The sequence below is a fragment of the Micromonospora sp. WMMC250 genome, from assembly GCF_027460215.1.
Classification (GTDB): domain Bacteria; phylum Actinomycetota; class Actinomycetes; order Mycobacteriales; family Micromonosporaceae; genus Micromonospora; species Micromonospora taraxaci.
This window is the reverse complement of sequence record NZ_JAPZBJ010000002.1, coordinates 3,990,893-4,007,938: the sequence shown is the minus strand read 5'-3', so window position 1 is coordinate 4,007,938 and position 17,046 is coordinate 3,990,893. Positions and strand designations below refer to the sequence as shown.

Here is a 17,046-nt window from a genome sequence, read left to right as displayed (position 1 = left end):
CACTGTGTCGACCTCACCGCCCACACCCTCCCCGAGCACGGCTGCCCGCCGGCCCAGCGCCGGCGGTGAGGTCTGGCGTGCGGTGAGCGGTCGGGTCGCCCGGTTGGTGGCCCGGGTGCACCAGACCTGGCGCCGCTCGCTACAGGTCCGGGTCGTCACCATCACACTCGTCGCGTCCAGTCTGCTGGTCGGCGGTTTCGCGTTCCTGATCGCTGACAAGATCACCACCATCCTGCTGGACAACGCCCGCAGCGACGTCCGGCAACGGGTGACCAGCGGCGCCAGCTACGCCACCAAGCAGGTCTCGCTCTACGGCCAGCCGCAGGAGGCGCAGCTCCAGGAGACCATCGACGACACTGTCAACTACCTCGCCGGAGGCGACCCGCAGCAGACCAGCGGGGTGGTGGTGGCGATCACGGCCAACAGCTACCCCGACCAGATCCAGACGCGCACCGCGCCCGCCGCGAACGTCCGACCGTTGATCAGCCCGGAGCTGCGGGCCGCGATCGCCGACGGCAAGGTGGCCAGCCAGATCCGCACCGGGCGGCTCACCGGCGAGACGACCAAATATCTGGTGTACGGCTCACCGGTGCCCACCCGCTTCGGGCAGATCGAGATCTACTACCTGGTGCCGTTGACGCGGCAGGACGTCACCGCCGCCGACGCCCGCGCCACGGTGGTGGCCACCGGGGTCGCCCTGGTGATCCTGCTCGGGCTGCTCGCGGCGCTGGTCACTCGCCTGGTGGTCAACCCGGTCCGGGTCGCCGCGCGCACCGCCCAGCGGCTCTCCGCCGGCCTGCTCGACCAGCGGATGGTGGTCAACGGCGAGGACGACCTCGCCCTGCTGGCCGCCTCGTTCAACCAGATGGCCACCAACCTGCAACGGCAGATTCTGCGCCTGGAGGAGATGTCCCGGTTGCAGCGCCGCTTCACCTCCGACGTGTCGCACGAGCTGCGTACGCCGCTGACCACCGTCCGGATGGCCGCCGACCTGATCTTCGCCGAGCGCGACGAGTTCGACCCGGCGGTGGCCCGCAGCGCGGAGCTGCTCCAGGCCGAGTTGGACCGGTTCGAGGAGCTGCTCACCGACCTGTTGGAGATCAGTCGGTTCGACGCGGGCTTCGCCATGCTGGATTCCGAGCCGACCGACCTGGTGCCGGTGGTGCACCGGGTGGTCGACCGGCTGGCTGGTCTGGCCGAGCGGGTGGGCGTCCCGATCGAACTCGACCTGCCGAGCGCACCGGTGATCGCCGAGGTCGACCCGCGCCGGGTCGAGCGGGTCCTGCGCAACCTGGTCGGCAACGCGGTCGAGCACGGCGAGGCCCGTCCGGTGCTGATCACCCTCGGCGTCGACGAGACCGCCGTGGCGATCACCGTCCGCGACCGTGGGGTGGGGCTCAAGGTGGGCGAGGAGAAGTTGGTGTTCAACCGGTTCTGGCGGGCGGACCCGTCCCGGGCCCGGCAGACCGGTGGCACCGGGCTGGGCCTGTCGATCAGCCTGGAGGACGCCCGCCTGCACGGCGGCTGGCTGGAGGCGTGGGGTGCTCCCGGGCAGGGCGCACAGTTCCGGCTCACCCTGCCGGCCCGCGCCGGTGACCGGCTGACCACCTCGCCGCTGCGACTGGTGCCGGCCGACGCCGCGCTGCCCTTCGGCGGCCCCCGCGACGGTGGCCCGCTGGCCATCGGCCCCGGCACCGGTGGTGCCCTGGCGATCGGCCCCGGCAGCGGCGGGACGTCGGCGGGCGGCCCGGGTGGAGGGTCGGCCGGCGGCCCCACCCAGACCGGGGACGAGCAACGGGCGGAGGTGCGATCGTGAAACGACAGTCTCTGCTCGGAGCACTCGGAGCGGTGGTGCTGCTGGGTGCCGGCTGTGGCATCCCGGCCGGCTCCGACGTGCGGGTGGACGGCAAGGGCGGTGCCGCGACCGGGGCCGGCGTGGTCGACCTGCGCAGCGGCGAGCCGCCGAAGCGGACGTCCAGCGGCAGCGACAACGAGATGTTCGTACGCAACTTCCTGTCCGCCGCCGCGGGTGAGCCGGACCGGGCCTACGAGCGGGTCAAGGCGTTCGTCGCCCCGGAGTCCAAGTCCCGCCTACAGGACAAGAAGGGCAGCGAGGTCGCGCTGAACGTGGTCCGGCTGGGTGAGGCGGTCTACACCCTGAACAGCGACAACACGACCACCGTGAAGATCACCGTGCAGCAGATCGGTGTGCTGCGGGCCAACGGCGTCCTCGCCCCACCTGTCGCGACCGAGACCGAGTACGAGTTCCGGCTTCGGAGCGCTGCGCTCGACGGCGGTGCCAACGACGAGCGTGCCGGCCTCTACGTCGTCGACCCGCCGAACGTGCTGCTGCTCAGCGACGTCGCTCTCAAGCAGTACTACCAGGACGAGTCGATCTACTTCTGGAGTTCCGACCGCAGCCGCCTCGTGCCGGACCAGCGCTACCGGCCGCTGGCGGTGCCCAGCGAGCGCCGGGTCAACGAGGTGGTGAAGTGGCTGGTCGGGGGGCCCTCCGACTGGTTGCGTCCGGGTGTCGTCGGGCTGCCCGACCGCACCGAGCTGATCAACAACGCCACCGGCGCGGACAGCCGGTGGGAGGTCAACCTCGACATGTCCGGTGACGACCGGAACGGGATCGACCAGCTGATCACCCAACTCGCCTGGTCGCTCGGTGACCTGACCGGCGAGCTGGAGCTGAAGATCCGCAACAACCCGCAGCCCGTGCAGGACCTGGACGAGCGACGAACCGCCCAGCAGCTCTACCCGAACGCCGACATCCCGCAGCGGTTCGGCGTGTACGAGGGCGCCATCCACCCGCTCGACTTCCAGGGCGAACTCAGCGGGACCGTGCCGCTGGCGCCCGAGGCCAACCGCAACATCGTCTCCGCCGACCTCGCCGTGGCCAAGGACCGGCGGATCCTCGCCGCGATGATCACCACCGGCAGCAGCAACGGTCGGTACCGTCTGTCGGTCGGCTCGGGTGCCGCGCCGGTCACCGGCGTCAGCCGCAGCGACACTGAGCACACCTCGATGAGCCGCCCGGTCTGGCTGCGTACCGCCGACACCCGGGCCGGCCGCGGCCTGGTGGTGGCCGACGGGCAGCTCTACCGGTTCGACGAGGCGGCCCGCATGTACCAGGTGCCCCTCAACCTGCCCTCCGGCAACGTCACAGCGGTGGCCGCCGCGCTGGACGGCCAGCGCGTCGCGCTGATCGCGGGCGGGCGGCTCTACGTCGCCGCGGTCAACCTCGACGGCGGCGGGGTCTCGATCGGGCCGCCCCGGCAGCTGGCCACCTCGCTGACCGGCCTCACGGCTGTCGACTGGGGCCGGGAGGACCGGCTGGTGGTGGCCGGGTCGGCGGGCCAGCAGGCGATCTACGAGATCAGCGTCGACGGCGCCCTGGAGACACCGCTGCGGACCGACGTGGGGGCCAAGGTCAACCACCTGACGGCGTACCCGACCAACCGGACCGTGCGGGCACCCAGCGGGGCCTACATGTACGAGGCGAACGGGGTGGCCTACCGGAGCGGCCCGTTCGAGCGGATCGAGCCCGAGCGCGTGCGGGACATCGCCCCGGTGCCGGCCGGTGTCCGCCCGAGCAACCCGTCGGCCCCGTTCTTCCTCTACTGACACGGTGAGCGGGCTCTGGGCGGACCTCGCCGACCTGGTTCTGCCCACCACCTGCGCGGGCTGTCGGGAGCGGCGGCCCAGCCTGCGGCACGGGGTCTGCCCGGCGTGCGTCACCGCGCTGGAGGCGCTGCGGCCACTGTCGGTCCGGCCCACACCCGCCCCACCGGGCCTGCCGCCCTGCGTCGCGCTCGGCCCGTACGCCGGCCCGCTGCGCGAGGCGCTGCTGGCGTACAAGGAACACGGTCGGCACGGGCTGGCCCGTCCGCTCGGCGCGCTGCTCGCGGAGGTCGTCGCGGCGGCGGTCGGCGAGTCCAGGCCGCTGTCACTGGTCCCGGTCCCGGACACGGCGGCAGCGGCCCGGTCCCGGTACGGGGACCACCTGGACCGGCTGGCCCGGCACTGCGCTGCCCGTCTCACCCGGAGCGGCTGGGCGGTGCGGGTGCGCCGCCCGCTGCGCGCGCTGCCCCGACCCGACTCGGTCACCCTGGACAGCACCGGTCGGGCCGCGGCGGCCGAAGCGGCGTTCCGGCCGCGCTCCACAGCACCGGACCGGGGCCGACCCGCGAGCGGGGAACCCGTCGTGGTGCTGCTCGACGACATCGTCACCACCGGCGTCACCCTGGCCGCCGCAGCCCGGGTGCTGACCGCCACCGGGTGGGCACCGAGTGTGGCCGCGGTGCTCGCGGCGACCGAGAAAAGACACCAGTCGTAACCGATCGTGTTTCCGTTTCACCCATTGGTGTACGAGCTGCGAAAAATCCTGGGCTGTCTCGGCAACATGGGGTGACTGTCGAGCAAACAGGAGTTAGCGTTTCGCTGTCGGGGGTAGGAGGTCTTTCCACCCGCCCCTGGCGGTGAGAGGAGGCGTAGCCGTACCAACCGGTCGACGCCAGCGGGTCTCCCCACGGCGCGCGACCGGGCTAACCGGATCGAAGACCGTCCGAACAAGGGAGGTCACGTGGACATCGTGGTCAAGGGCCGAAACGTCGAAGTGCCGGACCATTACCGGGTGCACGTAGCCGAGAAACTCGCAAAGATCGAACGCTACGACCACAAGCTTATTCGTGTCGATGTCGAGCTGTTTCACGAGCGCAATCCGCGCCAGGCCGACCACTGCCAGCGGGTGGAGATCACCTGCGTTTCCCGGGGCCCGGTCATTCGGGCCGAGGCCTGCACGAACGACTTCTACAGCGCGCTCGACGCGGCCATCGCCAAGCTCGACACCCGGCTGCGTCGCGCGGCCGACCGTCGCCGCGTACACCGGGGCCGGCACGCGCCGATCTCCGTCGCCGAGGCCACCGCGGGCCTGCCCGTCGCGGACCTCGTGGCCCCCGCCCTGAGCGCGCCGGCCGACGGTGCTCGCGCCGGCACCGCCGTCGCGGAGCGGGTCGAGGAGGAGTACGACGACCAGCAGCCGTGGCACATCGCCCGGGAGAAGGTGCACCCGGCGGAGCCGATGACGATCGACGACGCGCTGTTCGAGATGGAACTGGTCGGGCACGACTTCTACCTGTTCCAGGACAAGGAGTCCGGCCGTCCCAGCGTCGTCTACCGGCGACACGCCTACGACTACGGCATCATCTCCCTCGCCACCTGACCGGCCCCTGACCGCGTCGATCAGGGAGTTGTGGTGGGGCGAGTCCCGCCACAACTCCCTGATCCGGTCTCAGCGCAGATTGCCGGGCAGCAGCGCGAACGTCAGATCGTCCAGACGGGTGCCGTCGAGGCCCGGCAGGCGACCACGCTGTAGGCCCTCACCGTGGAACCCGACCCGCTCCAGCACCCGGTGCGACGCGATGTTGTCCGGCACCGTACCGGCGCTCAGCCGAGCGACGCCGACCTCGCCGAACGCCCAGGCCGCGAGCAGCCGGACGGCCCGCGTCGCGTACCCCCGGCCGCGCCAGTCGGGCAACAGGGCGTAACCCACCGACGCCTCGCCGCCGGCCACATCGGTGTACGACAGCCCGCAACTGCCCACCGGCTCCCCGCTGGACACGTCGGTGATCAGCAGCCGGGCGATCTCGCCGGTCAGCCACCCGCTCTCCGCGAGACGGCAGCGCCGCTCGATCGCCTCGCGCGTCGGCGGCACGGGCGGCGCCTGGTTCGCCACCACCTCGGGTCGACTGTGCAGCCGGTACATCAGCTCCGCATCGCCCGGCGCGAGTCGCCGCAGCGCCACCACCTGATCGGTGAGCACCCCGTCGGGCAGGTCGGGCAGCAGCCGGGCGACCGGGCCGGGGGGATCGCCGGCGAGGCGTACCCAGGCCAGCAGATCGTGCCGACCCCCGTCGCGGGCGCTACCGGCGGACCGGCGGGAACCCTCGTGGCGGAAACCGGCGGCCAGCGCGACCCGCTGGCTCGCGCCGTTCTCCACGGCGGTGAGCAGCTCCAGCCGAGCCGTCCCGGAGGCGAACGCGTGCTCGGCGAGCGCACGGGTCGCCGCCGTGGCCACGCCTCGTCCGCGCGCCGCGGGCCGCAGCCAGTAGCCGATCTCGGCCTGCCCCCGCGCGGGCACCGGGTTGGACAGGCCCACGGTGCCGAGCAGGCGGTCCGTCGCCGGGTCCGCGACGGCGTACGCCGCGCCGCCGCCGGTCCAGGCCGCCGGGGCGCCCGCGTCGATCCACCACCGCGCGTCGACCTCGGTGTACGGCGATGGCAGGCCGGTCATGAACCGCTGGCTGACGTGGTCGGCCAAGCCGTCGACCACATCGGGGACGTCCTCGTCGCGGAACGGTCGCAGCCGCACCCCGTGCGCCTCCACGACCTGTTCGAAGCTCACGTCAGGTCCTTGGCGAGCAGCGCCCCCACCCACACGTCGACGCGCTCGCCCCGGTGCTGCACCCCGGCCCGGGCGGTCCCCTCCATGGTGAAGCCCGCCTTCTCCGCCGCCCGGCGGGAGGAGGTGTTGCCGACGTTCGCCCGCCACTCGATGCGGGCCAGGCCCAACGTGCTGAACCCCCAGGCGCTGAGAGCGACGAGCGCGGCCGGCAGGTATCCCCGGCCACGGGCCTCCGGGGCGGTCATGAACCCCACATCCGCCAGCAGCGGGTCACCGGAGGAGAGTCGAAGGTCGATAGTGCCGACATACCGGTCGTCGGGGTCGGCGATCACGAAACAGGCGGCGTCCCCCCGAGCCCAGGCGTCCCGGCCGTAGGCCAGGTAACCCTGCGCGTCGGCGCGGTCATACGGGTCCGGCACCGTGGTCCAGCGGATGCTCTCCGGGTCCTGGCAGGTCCGCACCACGGCGTCCAGGTCCTGTTCCTCCATGGGCCGTAGCCGCAGCTCGCCGGATGCCGCAGAGGCGAACAGGACAGGCTGCGGGCGGCCGAAGACGGCGGCCCGCCGAGCGGCCAGGGTGCCCGGACCGGCCGGCCCGGTCGACCCGGGCGCGGGCACCTCACCGGGCAGCAGAGAGCCGATCCAGCCGTCCGCAGCGCCGTGCAGCGGCGAGTGGGCCAGCCGCAGCCGGCCGTCGACCCGGAAGCCGGCCCGCAGCGCGACCAGCCGGGAGGCGTGGTTGCCCACCTCGGCCTGCCAGATCAACCGGCGCAGCCCCAGGCCGTCGAAGGACCAGCGGGCCACCGCCCGGGTGGCCCGGACCATCACCCCCCGGCCCCGCGCCCAGGGGGCGGTCCAGTAGCCGATCTCACCGTTGCCGTCCGGGTCGATGGAGATCAAACCGCAGGAGCCGAGCAGGTCACCGGTCGCCGGGTCGCAGACCGCGAACGGAGCGCCGCTGCCCTCCGCCCAGGCTCGTCCGGTCACCTCGGTGACGAAACCGAGCGCATGTTCCGGCCGATACGGACGCGGCACTGTCGTCCAGCGCTGAATGTCCGGGTCCTGGCAGGCTCGGTGCACGGCCTCGGCGTCCGCCTCCCGCCAGGGCCGCAGCAGCACGCCGTCCTCGATGATCTCTACGGGCTCCACCCGTGCATCGTGCCGCAACGTTCGCCGACGGCGTAACCGGATAACGTTTGGGGCATGTGCAGGACGCGACTTATGTCGGGTTCGGCGGGGTCGAGCACCGCCACCAGTGACCATCGAGCCGATGGAGCGCCTACGATGGTTCGAGACTGTCTAGGGGAGCGTTGATCCGTGTCGATTCTGGAAAAGGTCCTTAACGCCGGCGAGGGCCGCATGGTGCGCCGGCTCAAGGCCATCGCTGCCGCCGTCAGCTCGATCGAGGACGACTACGTCAACCTCACCGACGAGGAACTGGCCGGCATGACCGAGCAGTTCCGGGAGCGGCTCGACGAGGGCGAGACCCTCGACGACCTGCTGCCGGAGGCGTTCGCGGTGGCCCGCGAGGCGGCCGCCAGGGTGCTGGGCCAGCGGCCGTACGACGTCCAGGTGATGGGCGGTGCGGCGCTGCACTTCGGCAACATCGCCGAGATGAAGACCGGTGAGGGCAAGACGCTGACCTCGGTCATGGCCGTCTACCTCAACGCGCTCTCCGGCAAGGGCGTCCACGTGATCACGGTCAACGACTACCTCGCCCAGCGTGACGCGGCGTGGATGGGTCGGGTGCACGAGTTCCTCGGGCTGACCGTCGGCGTGGTCCTGCCCAACCGCCCGGCCAGCGAGCACAAGGCCGCCTACGACTGCGACATCACCTACGGCACCAACAACGAGTTCGGCTTCGACTACCTGCGCGACAACATGGCCTGGTCGAAGGACGAGCTGGTCCAGCGCGGCCACAACTTCGCGGTGGTCGACGAGGTCGACTCGATCCTCATCGACGAGGCCCGCACCCCGCTGATCATCTCGGGTCCGGCCGAGCACTCCGCCCGCTGGTACGGCGAGTTCGCCGGCGTGGTGGCCCGGCTCCAGCCCGGCACCGACGGCGAGGGCGACTACGAGGTCGACCACTCCAAGCGCACCATCGCCGTGACCGAGCGCGGTGTCGCCAAGGTCGAGGACCGGCTCGGCATCGACAACCTCTACGAGTCGGTCAACACCCCTCTGGTCGGCTACCTCAACAACGCCATCAAGGCCAAGGAGCTCTACAAGCGCGACAAGGACTACATCGTCAGCGACGGTGAGGTCCTGATCGTCGACGAGTTCACCGGTCGCATCCTGCACGGCCGTCGCTACAACGAGGGCATGCACCAGGCGATCGAGGCCAAGGAGGGGGTGGAGATCAAGCAGGAGAACCAGACCCTGGCCACCATCACCCTCCAGAACTACTTCCGCCTCTACACGAAGCTGTCCGGCATGACCGGTACGGCGCAGACCGAGGCGAGCGAGTTCAACAAGGTCTACAAGGTCGGCGTCGTGACCATCCCGACGCACCGCCCGATGGTCCGCGAGGACCGGCCCGACGTCATCTACAAGACGGAGAAGGCCAAGTTCAACGCCGTCATCGAGGACATCGCCGAGCGGCACCAGATGGGTCAGCCGGTGCTGGTCGGCACCGTCTCGGTGGAAAACTCCGAGATCCTCTCCCAGCTGCTGCGCCGACGCGGCATCCCGCACAACGTGCTGAACGCCAAGTTCCACGCCCGGGAGGCCGAGATCGTCGCCCAGGCCGGGCGTAAGGGCGCCGTCACCGTCGCCACCAACATGGCCGGCCGTGGCACCGACATCCTCCTCGGCGGCAACGCCGAGTTCCTCGCCGCGAACGAGCTGCGCCAGCGCGGCCTCGACCCGTTGGAGAACGAGGAAGAGTACGCCAAGGCGATGGAGGAGGTCCTCCCCACCTGGAAGCAGGCCTGTGACGCCGAGGCGGAAGAGGTCTCCGCCGCCGGTGGCCTGTACGTGCTGGGCACCGAGCGGCACGAGTCCCGCCGGATCGACAACCAGCTGCGCGGTCGTGCCGGCCGGCAGGGCGACCCGGGCGAGTCCCGCTTCTACCTGTCCCTCCAGGACGAGCTGATGCGACGCTTCCGGGCCGGTGCGGTCGAGGCCGTGATGGAGCGTTTCAACATCCCGGAGGACGTGCCCATCGAGTCGAAGATGGTCACCCGGCAGATCAAGAGCGCCCAGGCCCAGATCGAGGGCCAGAACGCCGAGATCCGCAAGAACGTCCTCAAGTACGACGAGGTGCTCAACAAGCAGCGCCAGGTCGTCTACGCCGAGCGACTCCGGGTGCTCAACGGCGAAGACCTCTCCGACCAGGTCCGCAACATGATCGACGACACCGTCGAGGCGTACGTGCGGGGCGCCACCTCCGAGGGCTACGGCGAAGACTGGGACCTCGAACAGCTCTGGTCCAGCCTGAAGCAGCTCTACCCGGTCGGCGTGACGATCGAGGAGCTGGAGGAGGAAGCCGGCGGCTCGCGGGCCGGCATGGACGCCGACTTCCTGGTCGCCCGCCTCAAGGAGGACGCGAACGCCGCGTACGACCGGCGCGAGGAGCAGCTCGGCACCGAGGGTGTGCGCCAGCTCGAACGGATGGTGCTGCTCCAGGTCATCGACCGGAAGTGGCGCGAGCACCTCTACGAGATGGACTACCTCCAGGAGGGCATCAACCTCCGGGCGTACGCCCAGCGCGACCCGGTGGTGGAATACCAGCGCGAGGGCTTCGACATGTTCGCCACCATGATGGACGGCATCAAGGAAGAGACTGTCGGCTTCCTCTACAACATCGACGTCCAGGTGACCGAACCGGAGCCGGAGGAGGGGGCCGACGAGGTCACCCTGCTCGACAAGCCGGTGGAGATTCGTGCCAAGGGCCTCGACCAGCCACCTCGGCGGCAGGGCCTGCAATACTCCGCTCCCACCATCGACGGTGAGGCCAGCCCGGGCGCGGTCGCCGTCGAGCAGGCCGAGCAGCAGGCTCCTGCGCTCGGTGTGGGCCGACCGTCCCCGAATGTTCCGGCGGCACCGGGGCAGACCGCCCCGTCCGCGCCGCAGCGACCCGCGTCCGGACTTCGTGGCCCGGCGCTCCCGACGGCCGGCTCCCGTCGCCCGGCGCCGAACCAGGCGGAGGCGAGCAACGGTCCGTCCCGCAACGCGCCGTGCCCGTGCGGCTCGGGTCGTAAGTACAAGCGCTGCCACGGTGCCCCCAACGGCGGCAACTGATCAACAGCACCTGACGAACGGGTCCCGGCCGCCAGGCCGGGACCCGTTCGTCGTCCACGGCCCTTCTCGTGCCGATTCCGTTCGCGGCCTGCGGCCTGCGGCCTGCCGCCCGCCGCTCGCCGCTCGCCGCTCGCCGCTCGCCGCTCGCCGCCTGCCGCCATCGCTCGCCGCCGTCGCCCAGGGCTCGTCGTCCGTCGCCTGCTGCTGGCCGTCGTCGCCCGGGGCTCGTTGCCGTCCGCGGTTCGCCGTCCGTCGCTCGCGGCTCGCCCCTGCCGCCGCGGCTCGCCCCTGCCGCCGTCGCTCGCGGCTCGCCGCCGTCGCCCGGGACCCGCCGTCTGCGGCTCAGGGCGCGCCGCCCGCCGCCTGCGGCTCGCCCTCTGCGTCTTTGCCGTCTGCGACCCGCGCTCCTGATGATCGACTCGGTTTGCAGGAAGTCGGAGTGTCGTCGGCAGGTTGATGGCCCGACTTCCCAGAACCCGAGTCGATCAAGCCCGGCCGGCATGGCTCGACCTGGAGTGGGACGATCTGGCGGTCCTGGCCGGGTCTCACTCTGGCCTGGCCGTGCCTCGTCCTGGCCGTGCCTCGTCCCGGCCCGACCGGCCTTGGCTCGGCCGCTTTTGTCAGAGGACGTGCAGGGCGGTGCAGAGCCAGCGGCCCCGACGGTGTTCCAGACGGAGCGCCATCGCCCAACTTCGACCGGCCGCGCCGGTGAGGACGGCAGCCGCCTCCACGGCCGTTTCCCGAGGCTCGCAGACACGGAGGCGTAGTAGTCGGACCGCCGGTCGGGATGCGCGGCGGCGAGGTGCCCCGGTGCGCGTTGATGCGCGGGCCAGCTCGGCCAGCAGGTCAGCCGCTCGGGGTGGGTCGAGCAACGCGCGCACCTGTGCCGGTGACCGGTAGCCGTTGATCACTTCCAGGCAGGTGCCGACGAAACGGTGCGCAGCTCGGGCGGACTCCGGAGCGGTCGCTCCGGGTAGCGAGGCGGCCGGGTGAGCGGTGGGCCGAGTGGGCACCGGGCGGAGGGCAGCCCGGCGTTCGGGTGGTCGGACCGGGTCCCGCCGTGTCGAGGCGAACAGGTCGAGGGCGAGCTGACCGTGGGTGGGTGCCGGCCAGTACGACCCGTCGGTCTCGTCGACGTACGGAGGATCGACCGGTGGGACGGGGCGCAGCCGCACGGGTGGTCGGGAGGGGCCGGGTCGCGCCTCGCTCATCATGCCCCCTTGATCTTGCGTTTGCTTTCGTTTGCCTCCGACCAGCCCAATTTTGACCGACGAAACGGCCCCGGTCAATGCCCCACGGGCGAGCTGGACATGGGGCGAAGCATGATCCACTCCACTTCGCCGAAGTTGCGGTATCGCTGCGGCCCGATACCCCCACTTCGCCGATATGGATTGGATCAACCGGTTTCGGCGTCCTCAGGGGAGTGGCGCTCGCGGGTTAGGCGCAGAATGCCGTATTCGACCGACTCGGCCATGTTGAGGTCCGACACGGCCGATGGAGCAGCTACTCCGGGTCGCGGTCGATCAAGGGGTTGCTCTGTACCCATTCTGCTGTCTCATGGTATTTGCGCGCTATGTAGTCCTCCAGCCGCGCACGTTCGACGCGCCACTGTCCGCGTCCGCCGATCTTGATCGCGGGCAGTTCGCCGCTGCGCACCATGTGGTAGACCTGCGAGTCCGACACGTTCAGCTCGGCGGCGACGTCGGAGAGCAGCAGGAACCTCGGCTCCACAGGAACTCCCGGTGTTGATGACGTTTGGCTCAGTTTGCCACCGACAGCTCCCGCCGCCCAGCATCCGGCTACCTGCGGTAGGTCGGACCGTGCGAGGACACACCGGCCGGAAACTTCCACCGGCCGGAGGCGGGGTGTATGACGGTCACGGCGTGCGGCATGATCTGCGCCCGTGCCGGCGGCCGCCGGCGGTGGACGAAGCGGGGAGACGACCGGTGACCGACGAGCTTGTCCGGGTGTACGTGCCGGCGACCGTACCGATGCTGGCCCGGCTGCGCGCCGAGGGCCTGGCCGCCGACGAGGCCCATGCCGTGACCCCGGCGCTGCGCGAGTGGTACGCCGAGGGCGACGAGGAGGAGTTGGAGTACGTCGCGTTCACCCGGGCCGCCCAGGACGCGCTGCACCTGCTCCGGGCCGACCCGGACGCTCCCCGTCGCCGTGTCGTCGTCTCGGTGGACCTGCCGGCGCGCGCGGTCGGGCGGGGCGACGGTGAGCTGGGTTCCAGCACGGTGACGTTGGCTGACGCCGTGCCGGTCGGTGCCATCGCGGCCATCCACGTGGATGGCGCGGACGCGGTCGAGGACGTCACCGCGGCGGCTGACGTGGTGGCTGAGGCGGCAGCTAGCGACCCCGACGCCCAGTTCGCCGTCGACGGCGCTGAGGACCACGAACTGGAGTGGTACGACGTGACGGAGCTGGACCAGCTGCTGCGCGCGGCAAGCTGAGCCGAAGACCGCAACAGCGCCGCGAGGTACGACCCGACCGCGCCGAGCCGGACGCCGACCGACGTCAGCGGGCCGGATCGGCCTTGGCCGGGCCCGTGTCGAGCCTGTCGAACGCCTCGGCCGGGTCCGTCTCGGCAATGTCCCGGTCCGCGGCGACCGGGTCCGTGGTGCCCTGCGGCTTGTCGGCCGGTTCGTCGTCGTCGTTCTGCGAGGGGCCGAGCGTGCGGCCGAACGCGATGAGCGCGGTCAGGGCCCCGACGAACAGCACCCAGATGCCGTTGTCCACCCGGGAGGTGCCCAGCGACGTCTGCGCCACAGCGTCCGCCTCGCTGAGCGCGCTGGCCAGATCGAGCAGCGATCGGCCACCGACCCGGATGATCACCTCGGCGAGCAGCAGGAACAGCCCTGGTCCGGCGCCCGCGAGCAGGTACGCCGGCCAGCGCAGTGCCGGCGCCTCGGGGTCGTGGCGGAGGGTTCGCCGTCGCGACCAGGTCAGGTAGCCGTAGGCGAGCAGTCCGGCGAGCAGCCCGGCGACGAGCGACTCGGTGCGGGACACCCACTTGGCCGCGTCGACGACCGACTGTTGGCTGTCGCCGGCCCCGAAGAGGTCGAACAGCGGGTCCCGGGCCTGGCTGAACGCGACCACGAAGAGGAGCGTGCCCAGCGCGGCGGCCACCACCGCGCCGACCGCCGGGGCGGTCCGCGCAGCGGCCACGGCACCGCCGATGATCGCGGCGGCGGCCGTGGTGCCGGCGATCACGTTGGTGGTCGAGGTGTCGAAGTAGGTGAGGTTGATCGCCAGCGCGGCGCCCAGACCGACGAGCATGCCGCCGCCGATCGCCCCGGTGAAGCGCAGGGTGGCCCAGTCGCCGTACCGGCGGGACAGCAGGTTGGCCGCCGCCAGCGCGACGGCCGCCCCGGCCACCAGCGCGGCCGAGATCACGCCGGGCAGGGCGAAGGCGGAGAGGCTGATCGCGGTGACGCCGGCCGCCGCCGAGGTGATGGCCTCCCGCGTGGACCAGAGCATGGCGGTCAGCCACGCGAGCGCCAGCAGCGCGAGGACCGCCGCACCGGGCGCGGGCAGCGGCCCGCTGCGGGGGCTGGCGGCGTCGGCAGCCGGGTCGTCCGACTCCGCGGCCGGGACGCGGCCGGGCTGCTTGGTCATCGTCTCCCCTTCGAGGCGGCAGGTCACCGACCATTCAGGGTACGCGGGCCCGCTGGGTCGCCCGCCGCCCCGGGAGGTCCGCAGGGGGGTACGCGTCGGGCGGGCGGCCGGCCCAGCGGTCGCGGCACCGGATCGAGCCCGATCGGTAAGGGGAGAAGGGGTGCGCCGGTCCTTGGCCGAAGACGGTGGCGGAGGTGGGGCACGCAGCTCTCCATGGGAGAATCACGGGAGGTCCCGCCGCTGCTCGGCCCCCCGGGTGGCGTCCGGTGTCCGACCGTCCGGTCGGTGCCTGCGGGTCCGGTTTCGCCACTGCTGTCGAGATCGCCAGGAGCCTTGATGGATGCCGTGTTCTCCGTTCCCGAGCCGCGCAACGAGCCGGTTCGCAACTACGAGCCGGGCAGCCCCGACCGGGACCGGCTCCAGCGGCGGCTGACCGAGCTCGCCGCCGAGCGCATCGACCTGCCGATGACCATCGGTGGTGAGCAGCGGATGGCTGCCGGTGACTCGATCGACGTGGTGCAGCCGCACAAGCACGCGCACGTTCTGGGCGTGACGGGTCACGCGACCCACGACGACGCCAGCGCCGCGATCAAGGCGGCCAAGGAAGCTGCCCCGATGTGGCGGGCGCTGCCCTTCGAGGAGCGCGCCGCGATCTTCCTGCGCGCCGCCGAACTGCTCGCCGGCCCCTGGCGCGACACCCTCAACGCCGCCACGATGCTGGGCCAGTCGAAGACCACGATCCAGGCGGAGATCGACTCGGCGTGTGAGTTCATCGACTTCCTCCGGTTCAACGTGCACTTCGCCCGCCGCCTGCTCGAGGAGCAGCCGGCGTCCGCCCCGGGTGTCTGGAACCGTTTCGACCACCGCCCGCTGGAGGGCTTCGTCTACGCGGTCACCCCGTTCAACTTCACGGCCATCGCCGGCAACCTGCCGTCGGCGCCCGCGTTGCTGGGCAACACGGTGATCTGGAAGCCGGGCCCGACCCAGCAGTTCGCCGCGCACTTCACGATGCGGCTGTTCGAGGCCGCCGGCCTGCCGCCCGGCGTGATCAACATGGTCACCGGCCGGGGCGAGGAGGTCTCCGACGTCGTGCTGGCCGACCCGGATCTGGCCGGCATCCACTTCACCGGTTCCACCAAGGTCTTCCAGCAGTTGTGGCGGACCGTCGGCGACAACATCTCCCGTTACCGGGGCTACCCGCGACTGGTCGGCGAGACCGGCGGCAAGGACTTCGTGGTCGCGCACACCAGCGCCGACGTGGACGCCCTGCACACCGCGCTGATCCGCGGCGCGTACGAGTACCAGGGTCAGAAGTGCTCGGCGGCCTCGCGGGCGTACGTGCCACGGTCGATCTGGGAGGGTGGGCTGCGCGACCGGCTGGCCGCCACCACCGACTCGTTGACCTACGGCGACGTGGCCGACTTCGGCAACTTCGGCGGCGCGGTGATCGACGACAAGGCGTTTGCCCGGCACACCGCGGCGCTGGAGCTGATCAACGGTGACGACTCCTGCCGGGTGCTGGCCGGTGGCACGGCGGACGACTCGGTCGGCTACTTCGTCCGGCCGACCCTGTTCGAGTGCTCCGACGCCGCCCACGAGACCTTCACCACCGAGTACTTCGGGCCGATCCTGGGCGTGCACGTGTTCGACGACGCCCGCTTCGACGACGTTGTCGCGCAGGCCGAGTCGATCGCCCCGTACGCGTTGACCGGCTCGGTGTTCGCCAACGACCGCCGGGTGGTGGACGCGGTCGCCGAGCGCATGCGGTACGCGGCCGGCAACTTCTACATCAACGACAAGCCGACCGGCGCGGTGGTCGGGCAGCAGCCCTTCGGTGGTGCCCGGGCCAGTGGCACCAACGACAAGGCGGGCTCCTGGTTGAACCTGGTCCGTTGGCTGTCGCCGCGGACGATCAAGGAGACCTTCGTGCCGCCGACGGACCACACGTACCCCCACATGGGCTGACCGGCGACGACCGCCGGCGGCGCGTGGCGCTGCCGGCGGTCGGACGTCCTGCCGCAATCCATCGATAGTCCTCAACGGACAGTCTGCCGCCGACAGTGCACTTAGGAAGTCCTGTTGGGTGGCAAACTGGCAAATCCTGGACGCCGGGTGCGCAAAGTGGCAGCGTAGTGGGCATGGCGGAATCCGGAGTCAACCCTACGGCGGCGGCCCTGCTCGGCCTCCTCCACGAGGGCCCGATGACAGGCGGTCAGTTGATGGCCGCCGCTGAGCGCCGTCTGGCGCCGTACTGGTCGATGACCCGCAGTCAGGTCTACCGCGAGTTGCCGGTGCTGGCCGAGCGGGGTTACGTGCGTCTCGGTAAGCCGGGGCCGCGGATGAGCCAGCCGTACGCACTCACGGCCAGTGGGAAGCGGACGTTCTCCCGCTGGCTCGCGGAGAACCCGGGGCGGGACACCATCCGCAACCCGATCGCGCTGCGGATGGCCTTCGGCAACCTGCACTCGGCGAGCCAGTTGAAGGGCCTGTACGCCTCGGCCAACGAGTACCACACCGAGGCCCTCGCCCAGGTCCGGGAACAGGTCAAGAACGCCAAACGGGACGGGGAGACGTACGACGCCAGCGCGCTGGAATTCGCCGTCGCGTACCACAAGGCCGCCCTGTCCTGGCTGAAGTCCGCCCCCGTCGGGTGACCTCCGGCAGATTCGCCGAGAGCAAACGCGCTGCTCCGGCAGCCTGGGCGCAGGGCCGATTTGGCGCGGAACTGCGGGGCTCGCAAGCTCACTCCTCGTCCGCGCAGTACGCTTGTCT

13 protein-coding genes are annotated in these 17,046 nt (G+C 71.4%); 8 read left to right on the top strand and 5 right to left on the bottom strand.

Annotated elements, in window-relative coordinates:
• Positions 1-4 precede the first annotated feature (4 nt).
• From mtrB to hpf, 4 genes are all read left to right on the top strand, one after another.
• Positions 5-1,816 carry an MtrAB system histidine kinase MtrB gene (gene mtrB / locus O3438_RS17815; protein ID WP_269681026.1) on the top strand — a complete coding sequence of 604 codons (1,812 nt, stop codon included), beginning with the start codon at positions 5-7 and terminating at the stop codon, positions 1,814-1,816.
• A complete protein-coding gene (locus O3438_RS17810; RefSeq protein WP_269681025.1) occupies positions 1,813-3,630 on the top strand; it encodes an LpqB family beta-propeller domain-containing protein in 1,818 nt (605 codons plus the stop codon). Before mtrB ends, O3438_RS17810 begins: the two co-directional genes overlap by 4 nt.
• 4 nt (positions 3,631-3,634) lie before the next feature.
• Positions 3,635-4,342: a ComF family protein gene (locus O3438_RS17805; protein WP_269681024.1), complete on the top strand. Its 708-nt coding sequence runs from the start codon at positions 3,635-3,637 to the stop codon at positions 4,340-4,342.
• Positions 4,343-4,588: 246 nt separating this feature from the next.
• Positions 4,589-5,227, top strand: coding sequence for a ribosome hibernation-promoting factor, HPF/YfiA family (gene hpf, locus O3438_RS17800; protein ID WP_145786423.1), 639 nt, complete (start codon positions 4,589-4,591; stop codon positions 5,225-5,227).
• Between the two features lie 69 nt (positions 5,228-5,296).
• Here the strand turns inward: hpf and O3438_RS17795 are convergent, their stop codons facing one another.
• Together O3438_RS17795 and O3438_RS17790 are read right to left on the bottom strand one after the other, a co-directional pair.
• Positions 5,297-6,409 (bottom strand): GNAT family N-acetyltransferase, encoded by a 1,113-nt coding sequence (locus O3438_RS17795; RefSeq protein ID WP_269681023.1) that lies wholly within the window; start codon positions 6,407-6,409, stop codon positions 5,297-5,299.
• Positions 6,406-7,557, bottom strand: coding sequence for a GNAT family N-acetyltransferase (locus O3438_RS17790; protein ID WP_269681022.1), 1,152 nt, complete (start codon positions 7,555-7,557; stop codon positions 6,406-6,408). The genes O3438_RS17795 and O3438_RS17790 overlap by 4 nt, the downstream gene beginning before the upstream one ends.
• A gap of 168 nt (positions 7,558-7,725) precedes the next feature.
• On the opposite strand from O3438_RS17790, the gene secA reads away from it, so the two are divergent.
• A complete protein-coding gene (secA, locus tag O3438_RS17785; RefSeq protein WP_269681021.1) occupies positions 7,726-10,653 on the top strand; it encodes a preprotein translocase subunit SecA in 2,928 nt (975 codons plus the stop codon).
• Between the two features lie 620 nt (positions 10,654-11,273).
• Here the strand turns inward: secA and O3438_RS17780 are convergent.
• Together O3438_RS17780 and O3438_RS17775 are read right to left on the bottom strand one after the other, a co-directional pair.
• A complete protein-coding gene (locus O3438_RS17780; RefSeq protein ID WP_269681020.1) occupies positions 11,274-11,867 on the bottom strand; it encodes an Rv3235 family protein in 594 nt (197 codons plus the stop codon).
• A 289-nt stretch (positions 11,868-12,156) separates the two neighbouring features.
• Positions 12,157-12,384 (bottom strand): helix-turn-helix domain-containing protein, encoded by a 228-nt coding sequence (locus O3438_RS17775; RefSeq protein WP_088986222.1) that lies wholly within the window; start codon positions 12,382-12,384, stop codon positions 12,157-12,159.
• A gap of 215 nt (positions 12,385-12,599) precedes the next feature.
• On the opposite strand from O3438_RS17775, the gene O3438_RS17770 reads away from it, so the two are divergent.
• Positions 12,600-13,109 carry a DUF6912 family protein gene (locus O3438_RS17770; RefSeq protein ID WP_269681019.1) on the top strand — a complete coding sequence of 170 codons (510 nt, stop codon included), beginning with the start codon at positions 12,600-12,602 and terminating at the stop codon, positions 13,107-13,109.
• A 64-nt stretch (positions 13,110-13,173) separates the two neighbouring features.
• On the opposite strand, the gene O3438_RS17765 is transcribed toward O3438_RS17770, so the two are convergent.
• Positions 13,174-14,274, bottom strand: coding sequence for a hypothetical protein (locus O3438_RS17765; protein ID WP_269681018.1), 1,101 nt, complete (start codon positions 14,272-14,274; stop codon positions 13,174-13,176).
• Positions 14,275-14,610: 336 nt separating this feature from the next.
• Between O3438_RS17765 and pruA the strand changes: the two genes are divergently transcribed.
• The gene (pruA, locus tag O3438_RS17760) at positions 14,611-16,239 is read left to right on the top strand and encodes an L-glutamate gamma-semialdehyde dehydrogenase (protein WP_269681017.1); all 1,629 of its coding nucleotides are present in this window, start codon (positions 14,611-14,613) and stop codon (positions 16,237-16,239) included.
• A gap of 173 nt (positions 16,240-16,412) precedes the next feature.
• Positions 16,413-16,928, top strand: coding sequence for a PadR family transcriptional regulator (locus tag O3438_RS17755; protein WP_269681016.1), 516 nt, complete (start codon positions 16,413-16,415; stop codon positions 16,926-16,928).
• Positions 16,929-17,046: the final 118 nt, after the last annotated feature.